22 protein-coding genes are annotated in these 22,343 nt (G+C 71.3%); 12 read left to right on the forward strand and 10 right to left on the reverse strand.

Features of this window, described 5'->3' with window-relative positions; all coding sequences use genetic code 11:
- Positions 1-20 precede the first annotated feature (20 nt).
- The 4 genes from ACILQS_RS03270 to ACILQS_RS03285 are packed head-to-tail and all read left to right on the forward strand — an operon-like array spanning position 21 to position 3,593.
- Complete coding sequence (locus ACILQS_RS03270) at positions 21-1,019, forward strand: acyl-CoA dehydrogenase (protein WP_395638668.1); 999 nt, start codon at positions 21-23, stop codon at positions 1,017-1,019.
- The gene (locus tag ACILQS_RS03275) at positions 1,013-2,305 is read left to right on the forward strand and encodes a PIG-L family deacetylase (RefSeq protein WP_395638669.1); all 1,293 of its coding nucleotides are present in this window, start codon (positions 1,013-1,015) and stop codon (positions 2,303-2,305) included. Before ACILQS_RS03270 ends, ACILQS_RS03275 begins: the two co-directional genes overlap by 7 nt.
- On the forward strand, positions 2,302-3,000 hold the full coding sequence (locus ACILQS_RS03280) for a glycosyltransferase (protein WP_395638670.1): 699 nt from the start codon (positions 2,302-2,304) through the stop codon (positions 2,998-3,000). The genes ACILQS_RS03275 and ACILQS_RS03280 overlap by 4 nt, the downstream gene beginning before the upstream one ends.
- 59 nt (positions 3,001-3,059) lie before the next feature.
- Positions 3,060-3,593 (forward strand): Dps family protein, encoded by a 534-nt coding sequence (locus ACILQS_RS03285; protein WP_395638671.1) that lies wholly within the window; start codon positions 3,060-3,062, stop codon positions 3,591-3,593.
- Here the strand turns inward: ACILQS_RS03285 and ACILQS_RS03290 are convergent.
- The 3 genes from ACILQS_RS03290 to ACILQS_RS03300 are packed head-to-tail and all read right to left on the reverse strand — an operon-like array spanning position 3,590 to position 6,265.
- Positions 3,590-5,239, reverse strand: a complete 1,650-nt coding sequence (locus ACILQS_RS03290; RefSeq protein ID WP_395638672.1) for an MDR family MFS transporter — start codon at positions 5,237-5,239, stop codon at positions 3,590-3,592. The genes ACILQS_RS03285 and ACILQS_RS03290 overlap by 4 nt on opposite strands.
- On the reverse strand, positions 5,236-5,862 hold the full coding sequence (locus ACILQS_RS03295; protein WP_395638673.1) for a TetR family transcriptional regulator: 627 nt from the start codon (positions 5,860-5,862) through the stop codon (positions 5,236-5,238). The genes ACILQS_RS03290 and ACILQS_RS03295 overlap by 4 nt, the downstream gene beginning before the upstream one ends.
- Positions 5,863-5,917: 55 nt before the next feature.
- On the reverse strand, positions 5,918-6,265 hold the full coding sequence (locus ACILQS_RS03300; protein WP_395638674.1) for a LysR family transcriptional regulator: 348 nt from the start codon (positions 6,263-6,265) through the stop codon (positions 5,918-5,920).
- 267 nt (positions 6,266-6,532) lie between these two features.
- On the opposite strand from ACILQS_RS03300, the gene ACILQS_RS03305 reads away from it, so the two are divergent.
- Together ACILQS_RS03305 and ACILQS_RS03310 are read left to right on the forward strand one after the other, a co-directional pair.
- Entirely contained in the window at positions 6,533-7,681 is a 1,149-nt protein-coding gene (locus tag ACILQS_RS03305; protein WP_395638675.1) for an AI-2E family transporter, read from the forward strand.
- Between the two features lie 85 nt (positions 7,682-7,766).
- A complete protein-coding gene (locus tag ACILQS_RS03310) occupies positions 7,767-9,269 on the forward strand; it encodes an alpha-N-arabinofuranosidase (protein ID WP_395638676.1) in 1,503 nt (500 codons plus the stop codon).
- An 11-nt stretch (positions 9,270-9,280) separates the two neighbouring features.
- Here ACILQS_RS03310 and ACILQS_RS03315 read toward each other — a convergent pair whose 3' ends face one another.
- From ACILQS_RS03315 to ACILQS_RS03330, 4 genes are read right to left on the reverse strand one after another with little or no spacing between them, the layout of a single operon-like run.
- The gene (locus ACILQS_RS03315) at positions 9,281-10,027 is read right to left on the reverse strand and encodes an SDR family NAD(P)-dependent oxidoreductase (protein ID WP_395638677.1); all 747 of its coding nucleotides are present in this window, start codon (positions 10,025-10,027) and stop codon (positions 9,281-9,283) included.
- 14 nt (positions 10,028-10,041) lie between these two features.
- A complete protein-coding gene (locus ACILQS_RS03320; RefSeq protein WP_395638678.1) occupies positions 10,042-10,716 on the reverse strand; it encodes an SDR family NAD(P)-dependent oxidoreductase in 675 nt (224 codons plus the stop codon).
- Positions 10,717-10,729: 13 nt separating this feature from the next.
- Positions 10,730-13,588, reverse strand: coding sequence for an FAD-binding and (Fe-S)-binding domain-containing protein (locus ACILQS_RS03325; RefSeq protein WP_395638679.1), 2,859 nt, complete (start codon positions 13,586-13,588; stop codon positions 10,730-10,732).
- Positions 13,575-15,296, reverse strand: coding sequence for an IlvD/Edd family dehydratase (locus tag ACILQS_RS03330; RefSeq protein ID WP_395638680.1), 1,722 nt, complete (start codon positions 15,294-15,296; stop codon positions 13,575-13,577). The genes ACILQS_RS03325 and ACILQS_RS03330 overlap by 14 nt, the downstream gene beginning before the upstream one ends.
- A gap of 68 nt (positions 15,297-15,364) precedes the next feature.
- On the opposite strand from ACILQS_RS03330, the gene ACILQS_RS03335 reads away from it, so the two are divergent.
- Genes ACILQS_RS03335 through ACILQS_RS03360 form a run of 6 tightly spaced genes read left to right on the forward strand, consistent with a single transcriptional unit; the run spans position 15,365 to position 20,670 of the window.
- A complete protein-coding gene (locus ACILQS_RS03335; RefSeq protein WP_395638681.1) occupies positions 15,365-16,261 on the forward strand; it encodes an SMP-30/gluconolactonase/LRE family protein in 897 nt (298 codons plus the stop codon).
- Positions 16,258-17,118 (forward strand): fumarylacetoacetate hydrolase family protein, encoded by an 861-nt coding sequence (locus tag ACILQS_RS03340; protein ID WP_395638682.1) that lies wholly within the window; start codon positions 16,258-16,260, stop codon positions 17,116-17,118. The genes ACILQS_RS03335 and ACILQS_RS03340 overlap by 4 nt, the downstream gene beginning before the upstream one ends.
- Positions 17,119-17,121: 3 nt before the next feature.
- Positions 17,122-18,144, forward strand: coding sequence for a zinc-binding dehydrogenase (locus tag ACILQS_RS03345; protein WP_395638683.1), 1,023 nt, complete (start codon positions 17,122-17,124; stop codon positions 18,142-18,144).
- On the forward strand, positions 18,141-18,920 hold the full coding sequence (locus tag ACILQS_RS03350) for an IclR family transcriptional regulator (RefSeq protein WP_395638684.1): 780 nt from the start codon (positions 18,141-18,143) through the stop codon (positions 18,918-18,920). The genes ACILQS_RS03345 and ACILQS_RS03350 overlap by 4 nt, the downstream gene beginning before the upstream one ends.
- A complete protein-coding gene (locus tag ACILQS_RS03355; protein ID WP_395638685.1) occupies positions 18,920-20,332 on the forward strand; it encodes an NAD(P)/FAD-dependent oxidoreductase in 1,413 nt (470 codons plus the stop codon). Before ACILQS_RS03350 ends, ACILQS_RS03355 begins: the two co-directional genes overlap by 1 nt.
- Positions 20,329-20,670, forward strand: coding sequence for a cupin domain-containing protein (locus ACILQS_RS03360; protein WP_395638686.1), 342 nt, complete (start codon positions 20,329-20,331; stop codon positions 20,668-20,670). Before ACILQS_RS03355 ends, ACILQS_RS03360 begins: the two co-directional genes overlap by 4 nt.
- Here ACILQS_RS03360 and ACILQS_RS03365 read toward each other — a convergent pair.
- From ACILQS_RS03365 to ACILQS_RS03375, 3 genes are all read right to left on the reverse strand, one after another.
- Positions 20,667-21,053: a hypothetical protein gene (locus ACILQS_RS03365; RefSeq protein ID WP_395638687.1), complete on the reverse strand. Its 387-nt coding sequence runs from the start codon at positions 21,051-21,053 to the stop codon at positions 20,667-20,669. The genes ACILQS_RS03360 and ACILQS_RS03365 overlap by 4 nt on opposite strands.
- Before the next feature lie 14 nt (positions 21,054-21,067).
- Positions 21,068-21,910, reverse strand: a complete 843-nt coding sequence (locus tag ACILQS_RS03370) for a metal-dependent hydrolase (protein ID WP_395638689.1) — start codon at positions 21,908-21,910, stop codon at positions 21,068-21,070.
- Positions 21,911-21,942: 32 nt separating this feature from the next.
- A partial coding sequence (locus ACILQS_RS03375; protein WP_395638688.1) for an ABC transporter permease occupies positions 21,943-22,343 on the reverse strand: 401 nt, incomplete at its 5' end.

The following is a 22,343-nucleotide window of genomic DNA, read 5'->3' on the forward strand; positions in this document are numbered from 1 at the left end:
CGACCGCGCAGGGTGGAAGTGTGCTCGTCCGTCTGTCCTCCGCCGTGCCCGCCGGATCCCTCGTGCACGCGCTGCCGGCCGAGCTCCCCCGCTCGATCGACGCCGGACTCGAGCTCGCGCGTGACCTCGGCGGGCGCTCGGAAGGCCCCGGCGACGGCGCGACCACCGATCTCTGGGAGGCACTCGCCACGGTCGCGGCCACTGATCTGGGCGCGGCGCGCGTCGTCGAGCCCCACCTCGACGCCGTCGCGATCCTGCGGCAGGCCGGGGAATCCCGGCCGGTCGGCGCGTGGGGCGTGTTCGCGGCGGAGGGCGGGGACGCCCCCCTGATCGCCACCGCGGAGGCTGCCGGTGTCACGCTCACGGGCACGAAGCCCTGGTGCTCGCTCGCCGACCGCCTCGACGGCGCCCTCGTCACCGCCGCATCTGCCGACGGCACGCGCGGCCTCTACGCGGTGTCGCTCCGCGATCCCGGCGTCGAGGTCATCCCGGGGGCCTGGCACGCGCGCGGGTTGAGCGAGCTGCCCAGCGGGCCGGTGCGCTTCGCCGATGTCGCGGCGACCCCGGTCGGCGAGCCCGGCTGGTACCTCACCCGACCGGGCTTCGAGTGGGGCGGCATCGGAGTCGCGGCCTGCTGGTTCGGCGGCGCGGTCGGGATCGCCCGCGCCGTGCATGCCGCCGCCCGGGCGCGTCCGAACCCGTTCCTGCTCATGCACCTCGGAGCGATCGACCGCGGCCTCGCGGACGCGCGCCGGGCCCTGGCCGAGGCGGCGAGTCTCGTCGATGCGCGTCGCGGCGGCGAGCGCATCCTCGCCAAGCGGGTGCGCGCGACCGTCGCGGCGGTCGCCGAAGACGTCATCGCCCGCGCCGGTCACGCCCTCGGTCCGGCCCCGCTCGCCCTCGACGCCGAGCACGCCAAGCGCGTCGCCGACCTCACCCTCTATATCCGCCAGCACCACGCCGAGCGCGATCTCGAGTCGCTCGGCTCGGCCCTCGCCGAGGAGTCGACGCCGTGGTGAACTTCGACTCGCGCGACCCCGGCACGCCCGCCGCCGACTGGGACGCCTCCGGCATCCGCAATGCGCCGCCGTTCGACCTCTCGGGGTTCACCGGGCTGCTCGTCGTCGGCGCCCACCCCGACGACGAGACGCTCGGCGCGGGCGGACTGATCGCGCTCGCGACCGACGCCGGCATCCCGGTGCACGTCGTCGTGGTGACCGACGGTGGCGCGGACGGCGGGGACGACACCGCGGAGCGTCGTTCGGCCGAACTGCGTGAGGCGCTCGACGAGCTGGGTGACGGGATCGAGGTGACGGAGCTCGGGTTCCCCGACGGCGGCGTGCTCGAGCATCGCGACGCGGTCGGCGCTGCTCTCGCGCAGATCCTCGGGAATGCCGACGCCGCGACGCTGCTCGCCGCCCCGTGGACCGGCGACGGGCACCGCGACCACCGGGTCGCCGGCGACCTGGTGCTGGAGCATGCGGGCGGCCGCACGGTCGCGGAGTATCCGATCTGGGCCTGGCACTGGGGCGATCCCGCCGAGATGCCGCTTCCCGTGGATCGGCTGCGCGGCGTGCGGGTCGACGCCGACCGCAAGCGTCGCGCCATCTCCCGGTACCCGAGCCAGGTCGAGGGACCCGAGCCGATGCTCCACGCGGGAGTGGTCGAGCACTTCGTGCGCGACCGCGAGGTGTTCGTCGTCAGCGAGCCGGCCCGCTCGGGCCTGCGCCGCGACTACTTCGAGCGCATCTATGAGCGCCGCGAGGATCCGTGGGGGTACGTCGACCGCTGGTACGAGCAGCGCAAGCGCGCGGCGACCCTCGGCGCCCTGCCGAGCGAGCACTACGAATGCGCGCTCGAGATCGGCTGCTCGATCGGCGTGCTGACCGAGCAGCTGGCGGAGCGCTGCGCGGAGCTCGTCGCCGTGGACGTGTCGGCGCGCGCCGTCGAGCGCGCCCGCGAACGGGTCGGCGACCGCGCACGCATCGCACAGCTCGACGCGACGGCATCCCTGCCGGAAGGACCGTTCGATCTCATCGTGTTGTCCGAGGTGGGCTACTACTTCGGCGACGCCCTCGACGACGTGCTCGCGCGTACGGTCGACGCGCTCGCTCCCTCCGGCGACCTCGTCGCCTGTCACTGGCGGCACCCGGTCGAGGACTACCCGCTGAGCGGCGACGACGTGCACGCGCGCCTCGACGCGTGGGGCCTCACCCGTCTCGTGCGGCACGAGGAGGCGGACTTCCTGCTGGAGGTCTGGTCGTCCGACGCCCGTTCCGTCGCCCAGCGCGAAGGGCTCGCGTGACGTCGGTGGGGGGCATCCGCGTCGGCGTCGTCGTGCCGGCCCGCGACGAATCGGAGCACATCGACGCCTGCCTGACGGCGATCACCCTCGCTGCGGGCTGGGCCGAGGTGCCGGTGACGGTCGTGGTCGTCGCCGACGGATGCCTCGACGACACCGCTGCTCGGGCGCGTCGACATCCCGGCGTGACGGTGCTCGAGACGCCGGGGTCGAACGTCGGAGGCGCCCGCGCGGCCGGCTCACGCCTCGCACTGAGACGCGGTGCCTCGTGGCTCGCGCACACCGACGCCGACTCCGTGGTGCCCGCGAACTGGATCACCACTCAGCTCGACCTGGCGCGGGGCGGCGCGGAGGTCGTCATCGGCGCCGTGCATCCGCGTTTCGCCGACCTTACCGCCGAGGAAGTCGAGTGGTGGCACCGCACGCACGACGACGGCCAGGCGCTCGGCAACATCCACGGCGCCAACCTCGGGATGACCGCGGCTGCCTACCGTCGCGTCGGGGGCTTCCTCTCCCTGCCCGAGCACGAGGACACCGACCTGGTGAGCCGCCTCCGGCGAAGCGGTGCCGTCGTCGCGGCCACCGAGCGCGGGTCGGTCGAGACCTCGGGGCGTCACGTCGGCCGCACCCCGGGGGGCTACGCGCGCTACCTGCGCGAGGACCTCCCCCGTATCGCCGCTGTCAACCCCGTGACCTGACGTCTGCGAAGGCGTGAGCTAGCAACGGGCCCTCGGGCCTCGACGACGAAGGAGCACTCATGGCCACGGCCACCCCCGACATCCAGACCACCCCGCAGGTCGCGCGCACCAAGCGTGAGCACGGCGAGAAGGGCTTCATGGCGTCAGCGAAGCTGCGCGACTCCCTCCAAGCGGTACTGACCGACCTGATCGAGCTCGCCTCGCAGGGCAAGCAGGCCCACTGGAACGTGGTCGGACCGAACTTCCGCGACCTGCACCTGCAGCTCGACGAACTCGTGGATGCCGCCCGCGAGTTCAGCGACGCGGTCGCCGAACGCATGCGGGCGCTTCACGCGACCGCCGACGGACGCAGCGGCGTGATCAGCGGCACGTCGACCCTCGAGCAGTTCCCCGCCGGTGAGCGTCGCACGACCGAGGTCGTCGACCTCATCACCGACCGCATCGACTCGACCGTGGGGACGCTCCGCCGCGTGCACGACGACGTCGACGACGAGGATCCGACGAGCGCCGACCTGCTGCACGCGATCATCGACCGGCTCGAGCAGCTGTCGTGGATGATCAGCGCCGAGCACCGCGAGCCGCGCTCGAGCTAGGTGCGCGCGGGCGTCTCGTCCACGTCGGATTCGATGCTCGGTGTCGCGCGCTGCGCGGCCTCGAGCTCTTCCGCCTCGGCTCCGCCGATCGCCTCGCCGCGGGCCACGAGACCCGCGACATCGGACAGCGGGATCTGCTTGAGGAACAGCGAGAGCACGAACGAGATCGCGATGAACGGCAGCAGGTACCAGAACACCGGGGCGAGCGCGTCGGCGTAGGCCGCCACGACACCGTCGCGCACGGCATCCGGGAGCTGCCCGAGGGTCTGCGGGTCGAGCGTCGCGGTCGCCTCGCCGGCATCCCCCGAACTCAAGCCCGCCTCCGTGAAGACGTCGCGGAGGTTCTCGGTCAGTCGCGTCGTGAAGATCGTGCCGAACACCGCGACGCCGAGGGAGGCTCCCACCTCGCGGAAGTAGTTGTTCGTGCTGGTCGCGGTGCCGACCTGGGCGGCGGGCACGGCGTTCTGCACCACGAGCACGACGACCTGCATGATCAGGCCGAGCCCGGCGCCGAAGACGAAGAGGAACACGCAGATCAGCCAGATCGGGGTGCCTGAAGTGAGGGTCGTCATCGCGACCATCGCCGCCGCGGTGACGAGCGTGCCGATGATCGGGAACAGGCGGTATCGACCCGTGCGCGTGATCAGGATGCCCGACGCGATCGAGGTGCCGATCAGGCCGACCATCATCGGCAGCATGAGCAATCCGGAGGCGGCCGCCGAGGTGCCCGACGACATCTGGAGGAACGTCGGCACGAACCCGATGGCGGCGAACATCCCGAGCCCGAGCGTGAGACCGATCGCCGTCGCGTTGACGAACACCGGGTTCTTGAACAGCGCCAGCGGGATGATCGGGTCTTTCGCCTTGGACTCGACGAAGACGAAGAGCGCGGCGGCCGCCAGCATCCCGGCACCGAACGCCCAGGTCTCGAGCGCCGCCCAGCCGTACGCGGAGTCGCCGCCGAAGTCGGTGAAGAAGATGAGGCAGGTCGTGAAGGCCGAGAGCAGCAGCACCCCGAGGATGTCGATCGGCTGGGTGGCCTTATTGCTCGGCAGCTTGAGCGTGAACCAGGCGATCGCGAAGGCCGCGATCCCGACCGGGATGTTGATGTAGAACGCCCACTGCCAGGTGAGGTGATCGACGAAGAAGCCGCCGAGCAGGGGTCCGCCGACGGCGGAGAGGCCGAAGACGGCGCCGAGCGGCCCGAGGTACTTGCCGCGTTCCGAGGCGGGCACGATGTCGGCGATGATCGCCTGCGACAGGATCATCAGCCCGCCGCCGCCCAGGCCCTGCACCGCGCGCCAGACGATGAGCTGCGTGAAGTCGCCGGCGACCGCGCACCCGATGCTCGCGACGGTGAACAGCGCGATCGCGATCAGGAAGAGGTTGCGGCGTCCCAGCACGTCGCCGAACTTGCCGTACACGGGCATCACGATCGTGGTCGCGAGCAGGTAGGCGGTCGTGAGCCACACCTGGTGCTCGACGCCGCCGAGCTGACCGACGATCGTCGGCATCGCGGTCGACACGATGGTCTGGTCGAGGCTGGAGAGCAGCATCCCGGCGATGAGCGCCGCGAAGATGATCCAGATGCGCCGCTTCGTGAGCAGCAGGGGGGCCTCGGGCTTCGAGGAGGCGGCGGCGGTCATGTCGGCTCTTTCGTGGTGGTGGGGATGAGAACCGCGCGCAGGGCGGCGAACGATTCGGTGATCGCGTGGGCGAAGTCGGTGTCGGCGTTCGGGCCCACGATGCGCTCGCTCGCCGAGCGCATGACGGTGGCGACGACCTGCACCGACGCGCGGGCGCGGGCGTCGTCGATCGGCACTCCTTCGCGCTCGGCGACGAGCTCGGTGATCTGCTGGTCGCGGGCGCGCGTGATGCTCATGAATCGGGCGAGCAGTTTGGGCTCCCGCGAGACAGCGGTGATGAAGGCGGCGTGGTCGGCCGGTCCGATCTCTGCCTCGCAGACGTGCGCGACCGCGATGCCGACGAGGTCGTCGACAACGGAATCCCATCCGCGCGAGCCGAGATCGAGGAAGGTCTTCGCGAAGCGCTCGGCCTGCTCGGACTCGTCGACGCCGATGACGGCTTCTTCCTTCGACGGGAAGTAGTTGAAGAACGTGCGACGTGAGACGCCGACCTCGTCGCACAGTTCCTCGATCGTGAAGCCGTTCAGCCCGCGCTCTGCCGTCAGCCGACGGGCGAGCGCGGTGAGTCGCGATGCCGTCGCAACCTTGCGCTCCGAACGGCGCCCGGCACCGACCGACGGCAATGTTGCACTCTGCGACATAAAGTGCAGCATTGCACTTCAGTCCGAATAGTGCAAATTAACGTCCTTGGCGCGGCCGTCCCGGCGTGCGCGCACCCTTGACGGCGGGCGCGCGCCCGACCCCTTTCGTTGCCCTCGCCTTGCCGCCAGGCTTGGGCGCCGACGCTGCCGCGGCCTCCCGCGAACGCTCGAGCTGCCGTTCCGCATCGACAAGCAACTCCTCGCCGGCGGGCGTGAGCCGCGTGGTCGGCGCCGAACTGTCGAACAGTTCGTGCCCGAGCTGCGCCTCCATCTCCTTGATCGCGACGATCAGGGTGGGGCGCGGAATCCCCAGCTCACGCGCCGCGTGGGCGAAATGCAGGTGCCGCGCAGCGGCGACGAAACGACGGAGCTGCACGTGATCCATGGCCTCAGGCTAGGCGCTCACCCTCCGGAGTCACCCGGACGGGTTGTCGACGGGGGTGCCGTTCTCGTCGGTCGTCTCAGGAGGCGACTCGGGCGCGGTCGCCGTCTCGTCGTTCTGCGGACCCGTCTCGCGATCGTTCATCTGCCCACTCTCACCCGTGACCACCGCATCGGGTAGGGCTTGCTCGACGGGACCGGATCGCCTAGCCGCATGCGAACGTCGACGGAAGACCGCGCACCGGCGGGAAGAGGTGGATACCGTCGAACCGTGAGAATCTTCCGCAGCCGAGAGCCGAAGCCCGTCCGCGTCGTCGAGGCCGACCCGCCGCGCCCGTCGCGCACGATCGCGAGCCTGTGGGCCGATGCCTTCGGACGCCTCGCCACCCGGGCCGTGCAGATCATCGTCGTCGTCATCGTGCTCGCCGGCATCATCGTCGTGATCCGCGAACTGACGCTCGTGACGATCCCCCTCGTGCTCGCGCTCATCATCGCGAGCGCGCTGGCGCCGGTCATGACCTGGATGCGGCGGCGCGGCATCCCCTCGGTCGTCGCGACCCTCGTGTCGCTGCTGGCGATCACGGCCGTGCTCGGGGGCATCGGGTGGCTGATCTTCACGGCGGTGCGCAACCAGTGGGAGGAGCTGTACGAGCAGGCCCGGGACGGATTCACGACCTTCGCCGACTGGGCGCAACAACTGCCGTTCTTCCCGACGTCGGAGGAACTCGACGACCTCATCGCGCAGGCGACCGACTTCCTCACGAGCGCGCAGTTCGGGTCCGGCGCGATCGCCGGCATCGGCGCGGTGGCGAGCTTCGTCGTCGGCCTCGTCCTGTTCATCACGATCCTGTTCTTCTTCCTCAAGGACGGGCCGCGGATGTGGGAGTTCCTGCTGCGTCCCTTCCGCGGTGAGGACTACGCGCGGGCCCAGCGCATCGGCGACAAGACCGTGTCGGTGTTCGGCTCGTATGTGCGCGGCACGGCCGCGGTCGCGCTCGTCGACGCGGTCGGCATCCTCATCGGGCTGCTCATCCTCCAGGTGCCGCTCGCCGTGCCGCTCGCGGTGCTCGTCTTCCTGCTGGCCTTCATCCCGATCGTGGGGGCGACGCTCGCCGGAACCTTCGCCGCGCTCGTCGCACTCGTCGCCAACGGCTGGGTGAGCGCGCTCATCGTCGTCGGGGTGGTGGTGCTCGTGAACCAGTTGGAGGGCAACTTCCTGCAGCCGGTGCTGATGGGCCGGTCGATGAAGTTGCACGCGTTCGTCATCCTCGTCGCGTTGACGGTCGGTGCCGGCATCGGCGGCGTGGTCGGAGCCGTGCTCGCGGTGCCTATCACGGCGGCGGTCTGGGGGGTCATCCAGGTGTGGGACGGGCCGGACCTGCCCGCCCGCTGGGCCCGGCCGAAGCCGCTGCGGGAGTAGCCGCTTCGGGAGGCCCGCCCGTCGATCGGTACCCTGGTGTGAGCGATCACATCGCCGTCGGTCGCCGGAGATCTCAGGAGTGCGCGTGTCCGAAGCCCGATTCGTCGTCGACCCCTCGGCCGGTTCAGCCCCGATCGACCGTCGCCTGTTCGGGTCGTTCGTCGAACACCTCGGGCGCGGCATCTACACCGGGATCCACGAACCCGGCCACCCGGCCGCCGACGACCTCGGATTCCGGCAGGACGTGCTCGACCTCGTGCGCGAGCTCGGAGTCACGACGGTGCGCTACCCCGGCGGCAACTTCGTCTCGTCGTACCGCTGGGAGGACGGCGTCGGCCCGGTGGAGTCCCGCCCGCGGCGGCTCGACCCGTCGTGGCACTCGCTCGAACCGAACACGATCGGCCTCGACGAGTTCGCCCGCTGGTGCACCCGCGCGAACGTCGAGCTGATGCTCGCCGTCAACCTCGGCACCCGCGGCATCGAGGAGGCGCTCGACCTGCTCGAGTACGCGAACGTGCCCGGCGGCAGCACCCTGTCGGATGCCCGCGTCGCGAACGGCACCCCGGAACCCCACGCCGTGCGGATGTGGTGCCTCGGCAACGAGATGGACGGCACCTGGCAGACCGGGCATCGCAGCGCCGAGGACTACGGCGTGCTGGCGGGCCGCACCGCCCGCGCGATGCGCCAGATCGATGAGCGGCTCGAGCTCGTCGTCTGCGGCAGCTCGTTCCGTGCGATGCCGACCTTCGGCGCGTGGGAGCGCACCGTGCTCGAGCACACCTGGGATGCGATCGACCACATCTCCTGCCACGCCTACTACTCCGACAAGAGCCACGACCTCCCGGAGTTCCTCGCCTCCCCGGTCGACATGGACCGCTTCATCGACGAGGTCGCCGCGACGATCGACCACGTGGCCGCCCTCAAGCGCAGCGACAAGAAGATCGGGATCTCGTTCGACGAGTGGAACGTCTGGGACGTCGAACGCTACGAGCAGCAGGACAAACGCCACGACATCGACGACTGGCCCATCGCTCCGCGCCTGCTCGAGGACTCGTACACGGTCGCCGACGCCGTCGTGGTCGGCGGGCTGCTGATGTCGCTCCTGCGCCACGCCGACCGGGTGCGCGCGGCGAGCCTCGCCCAGTTGGTCAACGTGATCGCGCCGATCATGACCGAACCCGGCGGCCCGGCCTGGCGGCAGACCAGCTTCTTCCCGTTCGCGGTCACCGCGCGACTGACCGGTCCGGACGCGCGGGCCGTGCCGGTCATGGTGGACGCGCCGCACTACGACACGACGGCGCACGGCTCGGTGCCGCTGGTCGACGCCGTCGCGGTGGTCGACGACGAGACGACGACGGTCTTCCTCGTCAACCGGTCGCCCGACACCGCGATCGACGTCGCCGCCGAGCTGCGCGGTCGCGGCACCGTCGTGGAGTCGGTGGGGATCTGGGACGCCGACCCGATGGCGCGCAACACCCTCGACGACCGCGAGCGCGTCGGCCTGCAGCAGCTACCCGCGACGCTGACCGACGGGATGCTGACCGCGACCCTGCCGCCCGTGTGCTGGGTGGCGATCCAGACCCGCTGACGCCGATCGGCTCAGTGCGGCAGCTGGAGCCCCGCCATCCCGCCGTCGACCGACAGCAGCGTCCCGGTCGTCGACGACGAGAGCGGCGACGCGAGATAGGCGATCGCGTGCGCGACCTCGTCGGGGCGCACGAGCCGCTTCATCGGCTGGCGGGCCTTGAGCGATGCCTCCGCCGCGACCGGATCGTCGGCGGTGCCGAGCAACCGCTCGACCCACGGGGTGTCGGCGGTGCCCGGCTCGACCGCGTTGACCCGGATGCCCTCGCGCACGTGGTCGGCGGCCATCGCCTTGGTGAGCGACGACACGGCGCCCTTCGACGCCGAGTAGAGCGCACGGTTCGGCACCCCGACGGGCGCGACGACCGAACTCGTGTTGACGACGGCCGCGACCTTCGACTGCCGCAGGTGGGGCAGGGCCGCTCGGGTGACCCGGGCGATGCCGACGACGTTGACGTCGAACACCCGGTGCCACTCGTCGTCGTCGTTCGCCGACACGTCGCCCGCGGCGCCGATGCCGGCGTTGTTGATCACGATGTCGATCCCCCCGAAGTGTTCGGCGACGGCGGCGACCGCCGCATCCACCTGCTCGGCGGAGGTGACGTCGCACCGCGCGCTGAAGTACTCGGCCGGCACCCCGTCGACGTTCCGGTCGAGCACCGCGACCCGGGCTCCACGGGAGGCGAGGAGGGCAGCCGTCGCGGCGCCGAGGCCGCTCGCGCCGCCGGTGACGATCGCGACGGCTCCGTCGAATTCGCTCATCGGACGTGTCCTTCCTAGTAGGTGGCCCGGCCGCCGCTGATGTCGTAGACCGCACCCGTCGAGAAGCTGCACTCGTCGGACGCCAGCCACGCCACGAGCGCGGCGACCTCCTCGGCCCGGCCCACGCGTCCCATCGGGATGAGCGACGTGATGTGCGCGAGCACGGCCGGGTCGGTCTTCGCGTTCATCGGGGTGTCGATGACGGCGGGGGCGATCGCGTTGACGATGACACCGGTCTTGGCGAGCTCTTTGCCGAGCGACTTGGTCAACCCGATCACCGCGGCCTTCGAGGCGGAGTAGGCGGCGAGGTTCGGGTTGCCGTCCTTGCCGGCCATGCTCGCCATGTTGACGATGCGCCCCCACCCCGACGCGATCATCCCGGGGATGACGGCGCGGGTCACGTTGAACAGGCCGTGCACGTTGACGTCGAAGGTCTGCCGCCACTTGTCGGGCGGCGCCTCCCAGAACGGCACGTTGGGTCCGACGATGCCCGCGCTGTTGATGAGGATGTCGACCGGCCCGACCCCTTCGATCGCGGCGGCGACCGCGTCGGCATCCGTGATGTCCAGAGACAGATCGGCCTCGGGCGCGAGGTCGATCGTGAGCACCTCGACACCGTCGGCCCGCAGGCGGGTGGCGCAGGCGGCGCCGAGGCCGCTCTGCCCGCCGGTGATCAGTGCTCGTCTCAACGGTCTGCTCGCTTCATTGGGGACTCCTTGCCGATCGATCCAGGACTTCGAGAACGTGCTGATACGGATGCCCGGTGGCCCGGGTCATGCCGATCTCGCACGTGCGGTTGCATGACACGTAGGCGTCGAACTCACGGGTCTCGACCTCGTGCGATTCGCGGGCGGTCGCGCTCGCGGTCAGCTCGGGGTGCAGCATCCCGCGGTCCCCGGCGAAGGCGCAGCAGCCCCAGTCGTCGGGGATGACGACCTCGGTCGCGACGGCGGCGGCGAGCTGCGCGAGGTGGGCGTTCGAGCCGGCGCGAGTGCTCGAGCACGTCGGGTGCACGACGATGCTCGCGAGCCGCTCGCCGACCTCCACCCGGGGCAGCAGATGCTCCGCGGCGAAGTCGACGGCGTCGAGGATGCGCAGCGACGAGTAGTCCGGATGGTGCTCGATCGCCGTCTCGAGCGCGAGCACGAGGCCTTCCGAGCACGACGAGTTGTCGCTCACGATCGGCAGGCGCCCGGCGTCGCTCGCGCGCCAGAGCGACCCGATCGTGCGCTCGACCATGGCGGCGTAGCCGCCCGACATCCCCTTCGACTTCCACGGGGTGCCGCAGCAGAGCCCCCCGATCTCGTCGGGTTGTCGCAGTTCGATCCCGGCCTTCGCGGCGAGGGACACGAGTGCTGATGCGACGCCCTCCCCGCCCTCGGCCGGACCGAACATCGTGCCGACGCACGCCGGGAAGTACACGGCCTGCGCGGTGGCCGAGCCCGACGGCCGCCGCGGAGCGCCGCCACGAGGCAGGTCGGGGCTCCACAGTGGGACGGTGTCGGTGCCGAGCACCGCCCGGGCCGCGCGGTTGGGCAGCTGGACGACCGGCGCCGGCAGCACGGATGCGACCGAGAGCACAGCGGACGCGACCCTCGTGACGGGCTTCCACGCCGTGCCGGCCACTCCCCACGCCGCGCTCTCGACGGCGCCGACCGCCTCCGAGCGCAGCCGCCGCACGAGGTCGCCGGTGTTGATCAGCACCGGGCACGCGGTCTGGCACATCCCGTCGACCGCGCAGGTGTCGACGACCGCGTACTCCTGTTCGCGCCGGAGCTCCTTCGCGAGGACGGTGTCGCCGCGGGCGTCGGCGTCGGCGAGCGCGCGCCGCACCACGATCCGCTGCCGGGGCGTCGTCGTCAGATCTTTCGACGGGCAGACCGGTTCGCAGTAGCCGCACTCGACGCAGCGGTCGACCTCCGCCTCGACGGTCGGGGTCGACTTCAGATGACGCAGGTGCAGGTCGGCGTCGTCGGTGAGGATCGTGTCGGGGTTGAGGATGCCCGCCGGGTCGAAGGCGCGCTTGATGTCGCGCATGAGCCCGTAGAGGAACGGCCCGTACTGCCGAGCGACGAACGGCGCCATGATCCGGCCGGTGCCGTGCTCGGCCTTGAGCGTGCCGCCGGCGCCGAGCACGAGTTCCACCATGTCCTCGGTGAAGGCCCGATACCGGGCGACGTTCGTCGGTACCTCGAAGTCTTCGACGAGCAGGAAGTGGATGTTGCCGTCCTTCGCGTGCCCGAAGATGACGGCATCGCCGTACCCGTGGATCTCGAACAACCGGGTCAGCGCCGCGCAGGTCTCGGCGAGCCGGGGCAGCGGCACCGCGATGTCCTCGAGCAACGCCGTCGTTCCGGACGGGCGGGCGCCGGCGATCGTCGCGTAGAGGCCCTTGCGCACGTGCCACAGCGACGCGCGGATGCCGGGGTCGCCCGACAGGACGGCTGCGGCGGCCAGCGGCAGGGTCGCGAACAGCTCGGTGGCGGGTGCGACCAGGGCGGCGAGCGCGTCGGCGGTCGTGGCCTGGTACTCGACGAGCAGCGCGCACTGCTCGTCGATCTCGACCGCCGGCAGCACGCCCGCCGACTGCGGGTCGAGCCGCGCGGCCCGCAGGGAAGCGGCATCCATCAACTCCACCGTCGCCGCCCCCGTCGCGACGATCCCCACGAGGGCCGCCGTCGCGTCGGCGAGGGTGGCGAAGACGAGGAGCGTCGTCGCGGCGTGCCGGTGCAGGGGGACGGTGCGGAAGGTCGCCTCGGCGACGAAGCCGAGCGTGCCCTCGCTGCCGACGAGGAGGTGCACGAGCATCTGCACGGGCGTCTCGTGGTCGAGGAGGGCGTTGAGCGAGTAGCCCATCGTGTTCTTGATCGCGAACTGACGGGCGACCTCGGCGGCGGCCGCCTCGTCCGCGAGCACCTGGGCACGCAGCAGGAGCAGGGTCGCGTGCAGCGCCGGCTCCGCCACCTGCAGCCGCGCGTCGGCGTCGGGCGCCGCCGAGTCGACCACGGTGCCGGTCGGCAGCACGATGATCGCCGACTCGAGGGTCTGGTAGGTGTTCTGGGTGACCCCGCAGGCCATGCCGCTCGAGTTGTTGGCGACGACGCCGCCGATCGTGCAGGCGATCTCACTCGCCGGATCCGGACCGAGTTTCCGCCCGTGCCGCACGAGCCGCGCGTTGACCTGCCGCACGGTCGCGCCGGGTCCCACCCGCACCCGGGCTCCGTCGTCGAGCACCTCGATGCCTCGGAAGTTCGCCCGGGTGTCGACCAGGATGTGGGAGGTCGACGCCTGCCCCGACAGCGACGTGCCGCCCGAGCGGAACGTGACGGCTTCACCCGCGGCGGTCGCGTAGGCGAACAGCGCGGCGACCTCCGCCGCGTCGGCGGGGGTGACCACCGCGCGCGGCGTCAGCAGGTAGTGCGAGGCGTCGACCGCCGCGACGACCCGGTCGAACGCGCTCACGCTCGACGCCCCGTCGCGGGGCAGGGCAGCCCGGATGGCCCGGCCGAGCTCGGCCTGGTCGCCGACGCCGGCCCGCGACGAGTGGTCAGTGCGACTCACGCGACACCTTCGACCCGCTGCCGCCGACGAGGAAGTCGAGGTCGGCCCCGGTGTCGGCCTGCATGACGTGGTCGACGTACAGCTTCTCCCAGCCCCGGGTCGGGGCGGCGTAGGCGGCTTCGCTCGCGGGGGTCTGGCTGCGCGACTGGAACTCCTCGTCGCTCACGTCGACGTGCAGGCGGCGGCCCGCGACGTCGACATGGATGACGTCGCCGGTGCGCACGAACGCGAGCGGCCCGCCGGCGGCGGCCTCGGGCGCGGCGTGCAGGATGACGGTGCCGTAGGCGGTGCCGCTCATCCGGGCGTCGCTGATGCGCACCATGTCGCGCACGCCCGCTTCGAGCAGTTTCCGTGGGAGGGGCATGTTGCCGACCTCGGGCATGCCCGGGTAGCCCTTGGGGCCGCAGCCGCGCAGCACGAGCACGGTGTCGGCGGTGACGTCGAGATCGGGGTCGTCGATGCGGGCGCGCAGGTCCTCGATCGAGTCGAACACGAGCGCCGGGCCGACGTGCTGCAGCAGCTCCGGCGTCGCCGCCGACGGCTTGATGAGCGCGCCGTTCGGAGCGAGGTTGCCGCGCAGCACGGCGATGCCCGCGTCGGCCATCAGGGGGGCGTCGCGCGGCAGGATGACGGTGTCGTCGAAGACTTCGCGCTCGGTGCCGAGGTAGTCGACGAGCGGGCGACCGGTCACGGTGATCGGCTCGGGGTGGAACAGGTCCTTCACCTGACTCAGCAGCGCGAGCAGGCCGCCGGCGCGGAACAGGTCGTCCATCAGGAACATGCCGCTCGGCTGGAGGTTCGCGAGCACTGGCACTCCCGCGCCCGCCGCGTCGAAGTCCTCCAACGTGAGGTCGATCCCGAGCCGCCCGGCGATCGCGAGCAGATGCACGACCGAGTTCGTCGACCCGCCGACCGCGGCGACGGCGATGATGGCGTTGAGGAACGACTGCTTCGTCATGACGTCGCTCGGTGTGCGGTCGGCCGCCACGAGGTCGACGATCAACCGCCCGGTCTCGTGCGAAAGCGAGAGCAGCCGCGCGTCGGCGGCGGGCGTTCCCGCGAAGCCGGGGATCGTCATCCCGAGCGCTTCGGCGACGACCGCCATCGTCGACGCGGTGCCCATCGTGTTGCAGTGGCCCTTGCCGCGGATCATCGAGCGCTCGGATTCGACGAACTCGCCATTGGTGATGCGACCCGCGCGGGCCTCTTCGCTCAGCCGCCAGACGTCGGTGCCGCAGCCGAGCGCCTCGCCGCGGAAGTGGCCGGTGAGCATCGGGCCTCCGGGCACGACGATCGCCGGGATGTCGACCGACGCCGCTGCCATCAACAGCGCCGGGATGGTCTTGTCGCAGCCGCCGAGCAGCACGAGGCCGTCGATCGGGTTGGCGCGGAACATCTCCTCCATCGCCATCGCCGCCAGGTTGCGCCAGAGCATCGCGGTGGGCTTCACCTGGGTCTCGCCGAGCGAGACGACGGGGAGGTTGTACGGCACGCCGCCCGCCTCCCAGATGCCGTTCTTGACGCTCTCGGCGACCTCGTTCAGGTGCTTGTTGCACGGGGTGAGGTCGGACGCGGTGTTCGCGATCGCGATCTGCGGCTTCGTGCCGTCGAGCGCGTCGACCGGGTTGCCCCGTCGCATCCAGGCCCGGTGGATGTAGGCGTTCCGGTCGTCACCGACGTACCAGTCCGCGCTTCTCAGGTCATCCACGTCGACTCCTGGCCCTCGTTGGCGAATGCTTTTCCGTTAGTTCGAATATGCGGTTACTATGCTGAATTATGGCACAGGAGCTGCGCGGCATCGAGGCGACGACCGAGCGGTACGACCTCGCCGAGGGCGTTCTGTTCGACGACCGAGCCGGACTCGTGCGCTTCGTCGACATCCGTGAGGGTCGCGTGCTCTCCGCGCGGCTCGACGGCGACCGGCTCGTCGACACGTCCGAGGTGCGCGTCCGCGAGACCGTCGGTGCGGTCGCCCTCGCCGACGACGGCGGACTCCTCGTCGCAGCCGCGCGGCGGCTCGCCACCATCTCCCCCGACGGCGACCTCTCCTTCGGGCCCGACCTGCTCACCGACGAACGGCCGATGCGCTTCAACGACGGCGGCGTCGATCCGCAGGGCCGCTTCGTCGTCGGCACCCTCTCGCTCAGCGGACCCGTCGGCACCGAGACGCTGATGCGCATCTCGGCCGACGGCTCCGTCGAGACGCTGCGCGAGGGCATCCAGCTCTCCAACGGGGTCGGCTGGTCGCCGGACGGCGCCACGATCTACCACGTCGACACTCCGACGAAGACGCTCTCGAGTCACTCGTACGGTCCCGGCGGATTCGACCGCGACGAGCCGTGGGTGCCCGTCGTCACCGACTTCCCCGCGTTCCCCGACGGCCTGCGGGTCGACGCCGACGGGATGCTGTGGGTCGCCCAGTTCTCCGGGTCCTGCGTCGTACGGTACGCGCCCGACGGCCGGGAGATCGGCCGCGTGCTCGTCGATGCCCAGCAACCGACCTGCGTCGGATTCGTCGGCGACCGGCTCGTCATCACCTCCGCGATCGAGCACCTGTCCCCCGAGGAGAGGCTGCCGGCCGACGGCGCGCTGTTCCTCGCTGACGTCGGCGTCGCCGGCGTCCCGCCGCACCGCTGGAGCGGCTCCACCCGTCCGACCAAGGAGACCTCATGAGACTCGCCCGCCTCGGCGCCGCCGGATCCGAGACACCCGGCGTCGTCCTCGACGACGACCGGTTCGTCGACCTCAGCGATGTCGTGGATGACTTCGACGAAGCGTTCTTCGGATCCGGCGCGCTCGCGACCCTGCCCGCCCTCGTCGCGGAGCGCGCCGACCGCGCCGAGCCGCTGGCGGGTCGGCGGTTCGGCGCGCCGATCGCGCGACCGCACCAGATCCTCTGCGTCGGACTCAACTACCGCGACCACGCCGCCGAGACCGGGCAACCCGTTCCCCACGAGCCGATCATCTTCAACAAGGCCCCCAATACGCTCGTCGGACCCGACGACGACCTCGTCATCCCGCGCGGCTCGCAGAAGACCGACTGGGAGGTGGAACTCGGCATCGTCATCGGATCGCGGGCGTCCTACCTCGCCGACGAGACCGAGGCCGCCGCGGCGATCGCCGGCTACGTGCTGGTCAACGACGTGAGCGAACGCGCCTGGCAGATCGAGCGCGGCGGACAGTGGGTGAAAGGCAAGTCCGCCCCCACCTTCAACCCGGCCGGGCCCTACCTGGTCACTCCCGACGAGATCGGCGACGTGCTCGACCTCGACCTCTGGCTCGAGATCGACGGGCAGCGCGTGCAGAACGGGTCGACCTCGACGATGGTCTTCAGCCCGACGTTCGTCGTGCACTACGTGAGCCAGTTCATGACGTTGGAGCCCGGCGACCTCATCAACACCGGCACGCCGCCGGGGGTGGGGCTCGGGATGTCGCCGAATCGCTACCTGCACGGCGGCGAGACGCTGACGCTCGGCGGTACGCGGTTGGGGACCCAGACGCAGCGGGTCATCGCGAACCCGGCGGTGTGACGGATGCGCGCGCTCGTCGTCACCGCGCCCGGCAAGGCCTCGGTGCACGAGGTCGAGGCGCCGGTGGCCGGACCCGGCGAACTGCTCGTCGAGGTCGAACGCGTCGGCATCTGCGGCACCGACATCGAGCTCTACACGGGGGAGATGTCGTACATCGAGGACGGCTACACGCACTTCCCGATCCGGCTCGGCCACGAGTGGACCGGGCGGGTCACCGCGACGGGATCCCTCGACGACGCCGACTGGATCGGCAAGCGCGTCACCGGCGACACGATGCTCGGCTGCGGGAAATGCGACTACTGCCGCCGCGGTGTGCACCACGTCTGCCCCGACCGGTTCGAGGTGGGCATCCGCGACGGCTGGCCGGGCGCCCTCGCCGAGCAGGTGCTCGTGCCGACCCGGTTCGCCTACCCGATCCCCGAAAACGTGTCGGTGACGGCGGCCGCACTCGTCGAACCCGGCGGCAACTCGCTGCGGGCGGTGCGGGCCGCGGCGCTCGAACCCGGGAAGACCGTACTCATCCTCGGGTCGGGCACGATCGGTCTGCTCGCCGCGCAATTCGCCCTCGCCGAGGGCGCCGAGGTGCACCTCGCCGGGGTGCGGCCGGGGTCCCTCGATCTCGCCCGCGAGCTCGGCGTGCGACACGTCGCCACCGTCGACGAGGTGACCGCCGGCGAGGGCGACCGCTTCGACGCCGTCATCGATGGCACGAGCGTCGAGTCGTCCCCCGCGCTCGCCGTGCGGCTCGTGAAGCCGGCGGGCCGCGTGATCTTCATCGGACTCTCGTCGACCCCGAGCGAGGTCGACACCCGCGCTCTCGCGTTGAAGGACGTCACCGCGGTTGGCATCCTCTCCGCATCGCCCGGCCTCGCGGGCGCGATCGAGGGGTTCGCGAGCGGCGTCGTCGTGCCCGACCCGATCGTCAGCGAAGTCATCTCGCTCGACGAGGTGCCGTCGCGGCTCGACGGGACCCGCGGAGCCGATGCCGGGCCCGGGCCCAAAGTGCACGTGGATCCGCGGCGGTGACCCTCGTGGACGACGAGAAGAGCGACGAGAGACTGGTCGGCGCCGACCGCGTGCTCGCGCTGCTGGTCGAACTCGCCGGGCATCCCCATGGCGCGACCCTCGAGGAGCTCGCCGCGGTGATGGGCGGCACGAAGTCGACCATCCACCGAGCCCTCGGCGCTCTCGTGCGGTCGGGGCTCGCCGACCAGTCCGGCCGGGGCCGATACGTTCTCGGCGACGAGTTCGTGCGGCTCGCCTTCCGGCACCACGCCGCCCGGCCCGAGCTCGAACGGATCGAACCCCTGCTGCGCGAGCTGGCGGCTCGATTCGGAGAGACCACGCACTACGCGGTGCTCGATGGCCGCGACGTGGTCTACCGGGCCAAGACCGATCCGGCCGAAGGCGCCGTGCGGCTCACCTCGATGGTCGGCGGACGCAATCCCGCCGCCACCACGGCTGTCGGCAAGGTGCTGCTCGCCGGGAGTCTGACGACGCGCGCCGACGTGGAGGCCTGGCTCGACGGCACGGCGATCGAGGCCCGCACCCCGCACTCGATCACGTCGCTCGACGCCTTCGTCGAGGAGCTGCGGCGCACCCGCGAGCGCGGCTACGGCGTCGATGACCAGGAGAACGAGCTCGGCGTCAACTGCCTCGCCGTGCCGGTGCACCTCGATGGTTCCCGCACCCCGAGCGGCGCGATCAGCGTGAGCGGACTCGCCTTCCGCTGCCCCCTGTCTCGGCTCGAAGCCGCGCACGCCGAGATCTCGGCACTCGTCGACGGATTGGCTCGGCGCTGATGGGGTCCACGGTCTTCGAACGGCAGGCACCCGCGGCATCCCTCGTCGACGCCGCGCTCGCCGGCAGCCGTCCGTCGGTCTTCTGGCTCGACGATGTGACCCGTCCCGCGCATCCGTCACTAGACGCGACGGTCGACGCCGACCTGGCGATCGTGGGCGGCGGCTACACCGGGCTGTGGACCGCCGTCCGAGCGAAGGAACGCGATCCGGATGCCCGCGTGGTGCTGCTCGAGGCGGGCGGGATCGGCGGCGCGGCGTCGGGCCGCAACGGGGGGTTCGTCGAGGCGAGCCTGACCCACGGGGAGGCGAACGGCGAGCGACGCTGGCCCGAGGAACTCGCGCAGCTCGACCGCCTCGGCGCCGCCAACCTCGACGCGATCGAGGAGGCCGTCGGCCGCTACGGGATCGCCGCCGACTTCGAGCGCACGGGCACCCTGAGCGTCGCCGTCGAACCCCACCAGATCCCCTGGCTCGAGGGCCCCGACACCCCCGACGACGTGTTCCTCGACGAGGCCGCGGTCCGCGGGGAGATCGCCTCGCCCACCTTCCTCGCCGGGCGCTGGGACCGCAGGTCGACCGCCCTGGTTCACCCGGGCAAGCTCGCCCTCGAGCCGGCCCGCGTGGCCGCCGAGCTCGGAGTCGAGATCTTCGAGCACTCCCCCGTGCGCCGGCTCGACTCCTCGGCGGATGCCGTGACCGTGCGCACCGAGCGCGGCACGGTGCGGGCCGCGAGGGTGGCGCTCGCGACCAACGCGTTCCCGTCGCTGTTGAGGCGCAATCGCTTGATGACCGTCCCGGTCTACGACTACGTGCTGATGACCGAGCCGCTCACCGAGGGGCAGCTCGCGTCGATCGGCTGGCGCAACCGACAGGGCCTCGCCGACCTCGCGAACCAGTTCCACTACTCCCGGCTGACCGCGGACAACCGGATCCTCTACGGCGGCTACGACGCGGTGTACTACTCGGGAGGCCGCATCCGGCCCGAGTACGAGGAGCGTCCCGCGAGCTTCCACCGCCTCGCGAGTCACTTCCTCACGACGTTTCCGCAACTCGAGGGCATCCGCTTCAGCCACCGTTGGGCCGGCGTCATCGACACGAGCACCCGGTTCTGCGCGTTCTTCGGCACGGCCCGCCGCGGCCGCGTCGCCTACGCCGCCGGGTTCACCGGACTCGGCGTCGCCGCCACCCGGTTCGCCGCCGACGTCATGCTCGACAAGCTCGACGGCGCGTCGACCGAACTCACCGAGCTGCGGATGGTGCGGGAGCGCCCGCTGCCGTTCCCACCCGAGCCGGCGGCCTCGATCGGCATCAACCTGACGCGCCGGTCGCTCGACCGCGCCGACCACCGCGACGGGAAGCGCGACGTGCTGCTGAAGACCCTGGATGCCCTCGGCCTGGGATTCGACTCGTGACCGCCCTCGAGCCCGGCGTGCTCGTGCGGGCAGCCGCGGTGGCGCTCGAGCACGAGCCGCTCCCCGCCGACCAGGTGCGGGCGGGAGAACCGACGACCGGGATGCTCGTGCTCGACGAGCGCGATGGGCACGAGATCGGCGTCTGGGAGATGACCCCGGGCTCCGCCACCGACACCGAGGTCGACGAGGTGTTCGTCGTGCTCGCCGGGCGGGCGACGGTGTCGTTCGAGGATGGCCCGGAAATCGACCTCGGCCCCGGGTCGGTCGTGCGTCTCACCGACGGGATGCGCACGACCTGGACCGTGCACGAGACCCTGCGGAAGGTGTATCTGGCCTAAGGCAGCGGGACGAGGAAGGCGGCGATCGCGACGACCGCCGAGATGACCGCGGTCAGCCCGACGATGAGCAGCACCTTGCGCTGATCCTTGCGCCGGTACTCGGCTTCGTGCACGGCCTCCTGGGTGCCGAGTTCGCCGAAGTTGAACAGGCCCTGAGCGCCGAAGCGCACGCAGAAGTGGAACGCGGCCTGCAGGAACCCGGTCGCCGCGATCGCGACCGGGAGCGCGACGAACAGCCGCACCCAGGCCGGCCACCCGAAGGCGAACGCGAGCACGAGGAACACGACCGCGATCGCGAGGCCGAGGTAGCCCGACATCCGCCGCTGCCGGATCTCCGCGGGTCCGATGTTGCAGACGCCGGGCTGGTACACGTTCGTGCTCATGACGTCAGTCTGCGTCACGCCGCTGTCGTGTGCATGGTGATCTCGACGCCGCCCTCGACCTCGGCGCGCTCGAACGCGACGGTCACGGGTCCGAGGTCGCCGAGCGAGGTCAGGTGCGTGCCGCCGCACGGGATGACCGCGTCGCCGCCGGGCAGCTCGCACACCCAGTTCCGGCGATCGCCGAGACCTTCCCCGTCGCGATCGATGCGGATGCCGGCATCCGACGCGACCCACTCGGCGAGATGCGCGTTCGCGCGCGCCGCCACCCCGTCGAGGTCGTCGAGCGCGGCGACGTCGAAGCCCTTCTTGCGCAGCGACTTGCCGACCCGGTAGACGTCGACGCTGCCGTGCTCGTGGATACGGGACGACTGGCAGGCGTTCGATTCGAAGTCGGGGTTGCCGAGCGCGTCGCCGCCGATCTCCTTCGTCCAGGCATCCGCCAGAGCCGCGTCGAGGGCGAGCGACGCGAGGTGGCACGCGGTGTGCCCGGCGGAGAGCCCGTTTCGGTAACCCTCGTCGACGGTCACGTCCACGTCATCGCCGACGTTCACCGGCGCATCGGCGGCGAGAACATGGACCACCACGAACGACCAGCCCTCGGTGCCCTTGCGCACCGGGATGTCGCGGCCGACGAAGATCTCACCGCCGTCCGTGGCCCCGACGACGGCATCGAGCACGGGGTGCCCGGCGAGGGTGCCGCGATCGGCGGGCTGGTCGGGCCAGCCGGCGTCGACCGGGTGGAACGCGGTGCGGTCGAGCACGACGCCGAGACCCTGTTCGAGGGCGACCGTCGCCAACACGGTGCCGCGGGACGAGGTCGACCCCGCGGGATAGCTGACGAGGGTGTCGGAGGAGATGGCGGGCACCGCCCGATTATCCCGTGCCCGGCTCAGCCCCCCGCCACACGGAACCGCCGAGAGCGGCGGAGCTGGTCGAACGCCACCGCGATCGCGAGCACCGCTCCGGTGACGATCGTGCCCCACTGCGGATTCGTGTTGGTGAGGGCCAAGAAGTTGTTGATGACCGCGAAGAGAAGCGCTCCCAGCGCCGTGCCCGCGATGGTTCCGATGCCGCCGAAGAGACTGGTTCCGCCGATGATGACCGCCGCGATCACCTGGAAGGTGAAGCCGGTTCCGCCCGCGCCAGGATCCGCAGTCGCGACGCGTGAGGCGAGCAGCACACCGCACAACCCCGCGACGGCCGCGCTGACGATGTAGAGGGTCGAGTTCATGAAGGCGGCACGGATGCCGTTCGCCCGAGCCGCGGCGGGATTGCCGCCGAGCGCGCGCA

The organism is Pseudolysinimonas sp., assembly GCF_044239695.1.
Taxonomy (GTDB): domain Bacteria; phylum Actinomycetota; class Actinomycetes; order Actinomycetales; family Microbacteriaceae; genus Pseudolysinimonas_A.

Coding starts and splice junctions, on each gene's coding strand:
- ACILQS_RS03285 (WP_395638671.1), top strand. CDS start 3,060: ATGGCCACGGCCACCCCCGACATCCAGACCACCCCGCAGGTCGCGCGC.
- ACILQS_RS03290 (WP_395638672.1), bottom strand. CDS start 5,239: ATGACCGCCGCCGCCTCCTCGAAGCCCGAGGCCCCCCTGCTGCTCACG.
- ACILQS_RS03300 (WP_395638674.1), bottom strand. CDS start 6,265: ATGGATCACGTGCAGCTCCGTCGTTTCGTCGCCGCTGCGCGGCACCTG.
- ACILQS_RS03315 (WP_395638677.1), bottom strand. CDS start 10,027: ATGAGCGAATTCGACGGAGCCGTCGCGATCGTCACCGGCGGCGCGAGC.
- ACILQS_RS03335 (WP_395638681.1), top strand. CDS start 15,365: ATGGCACAGGAGCTGCGCGGCATCGAGGCGACGACCGAGCGGTACGAC.
- ACILQS_RS03340 (WP_395638682.1), top strand. CDS start 16,258: ATGAGACTCGCCCGCCTCGGCGCCGCCGGATCCGAGACACCCGGCGTC.
- ACILQS_RS03345 (WP_395638683.1), top strand. CDS start 17,122: ATGCGCGCGCTCGTCGTCACCGCGCCCGGCAAGGCCTCGGTGCACGAG.
- ACILQS_RS03355 (WP_395638685.1), top strand. CDS start 18,920: ATGGGGTCCACGGTCTTCGAACGGCAGGCACCCGCGGCATCCCTCGTC.
- ACILQS_RS03365 (WP_395638687.1), bottom strand. CDS start 21,053: ATGAGCACGAACGTGTACCAGCCCGGCGTCTGCAACATCGGACCCGCG.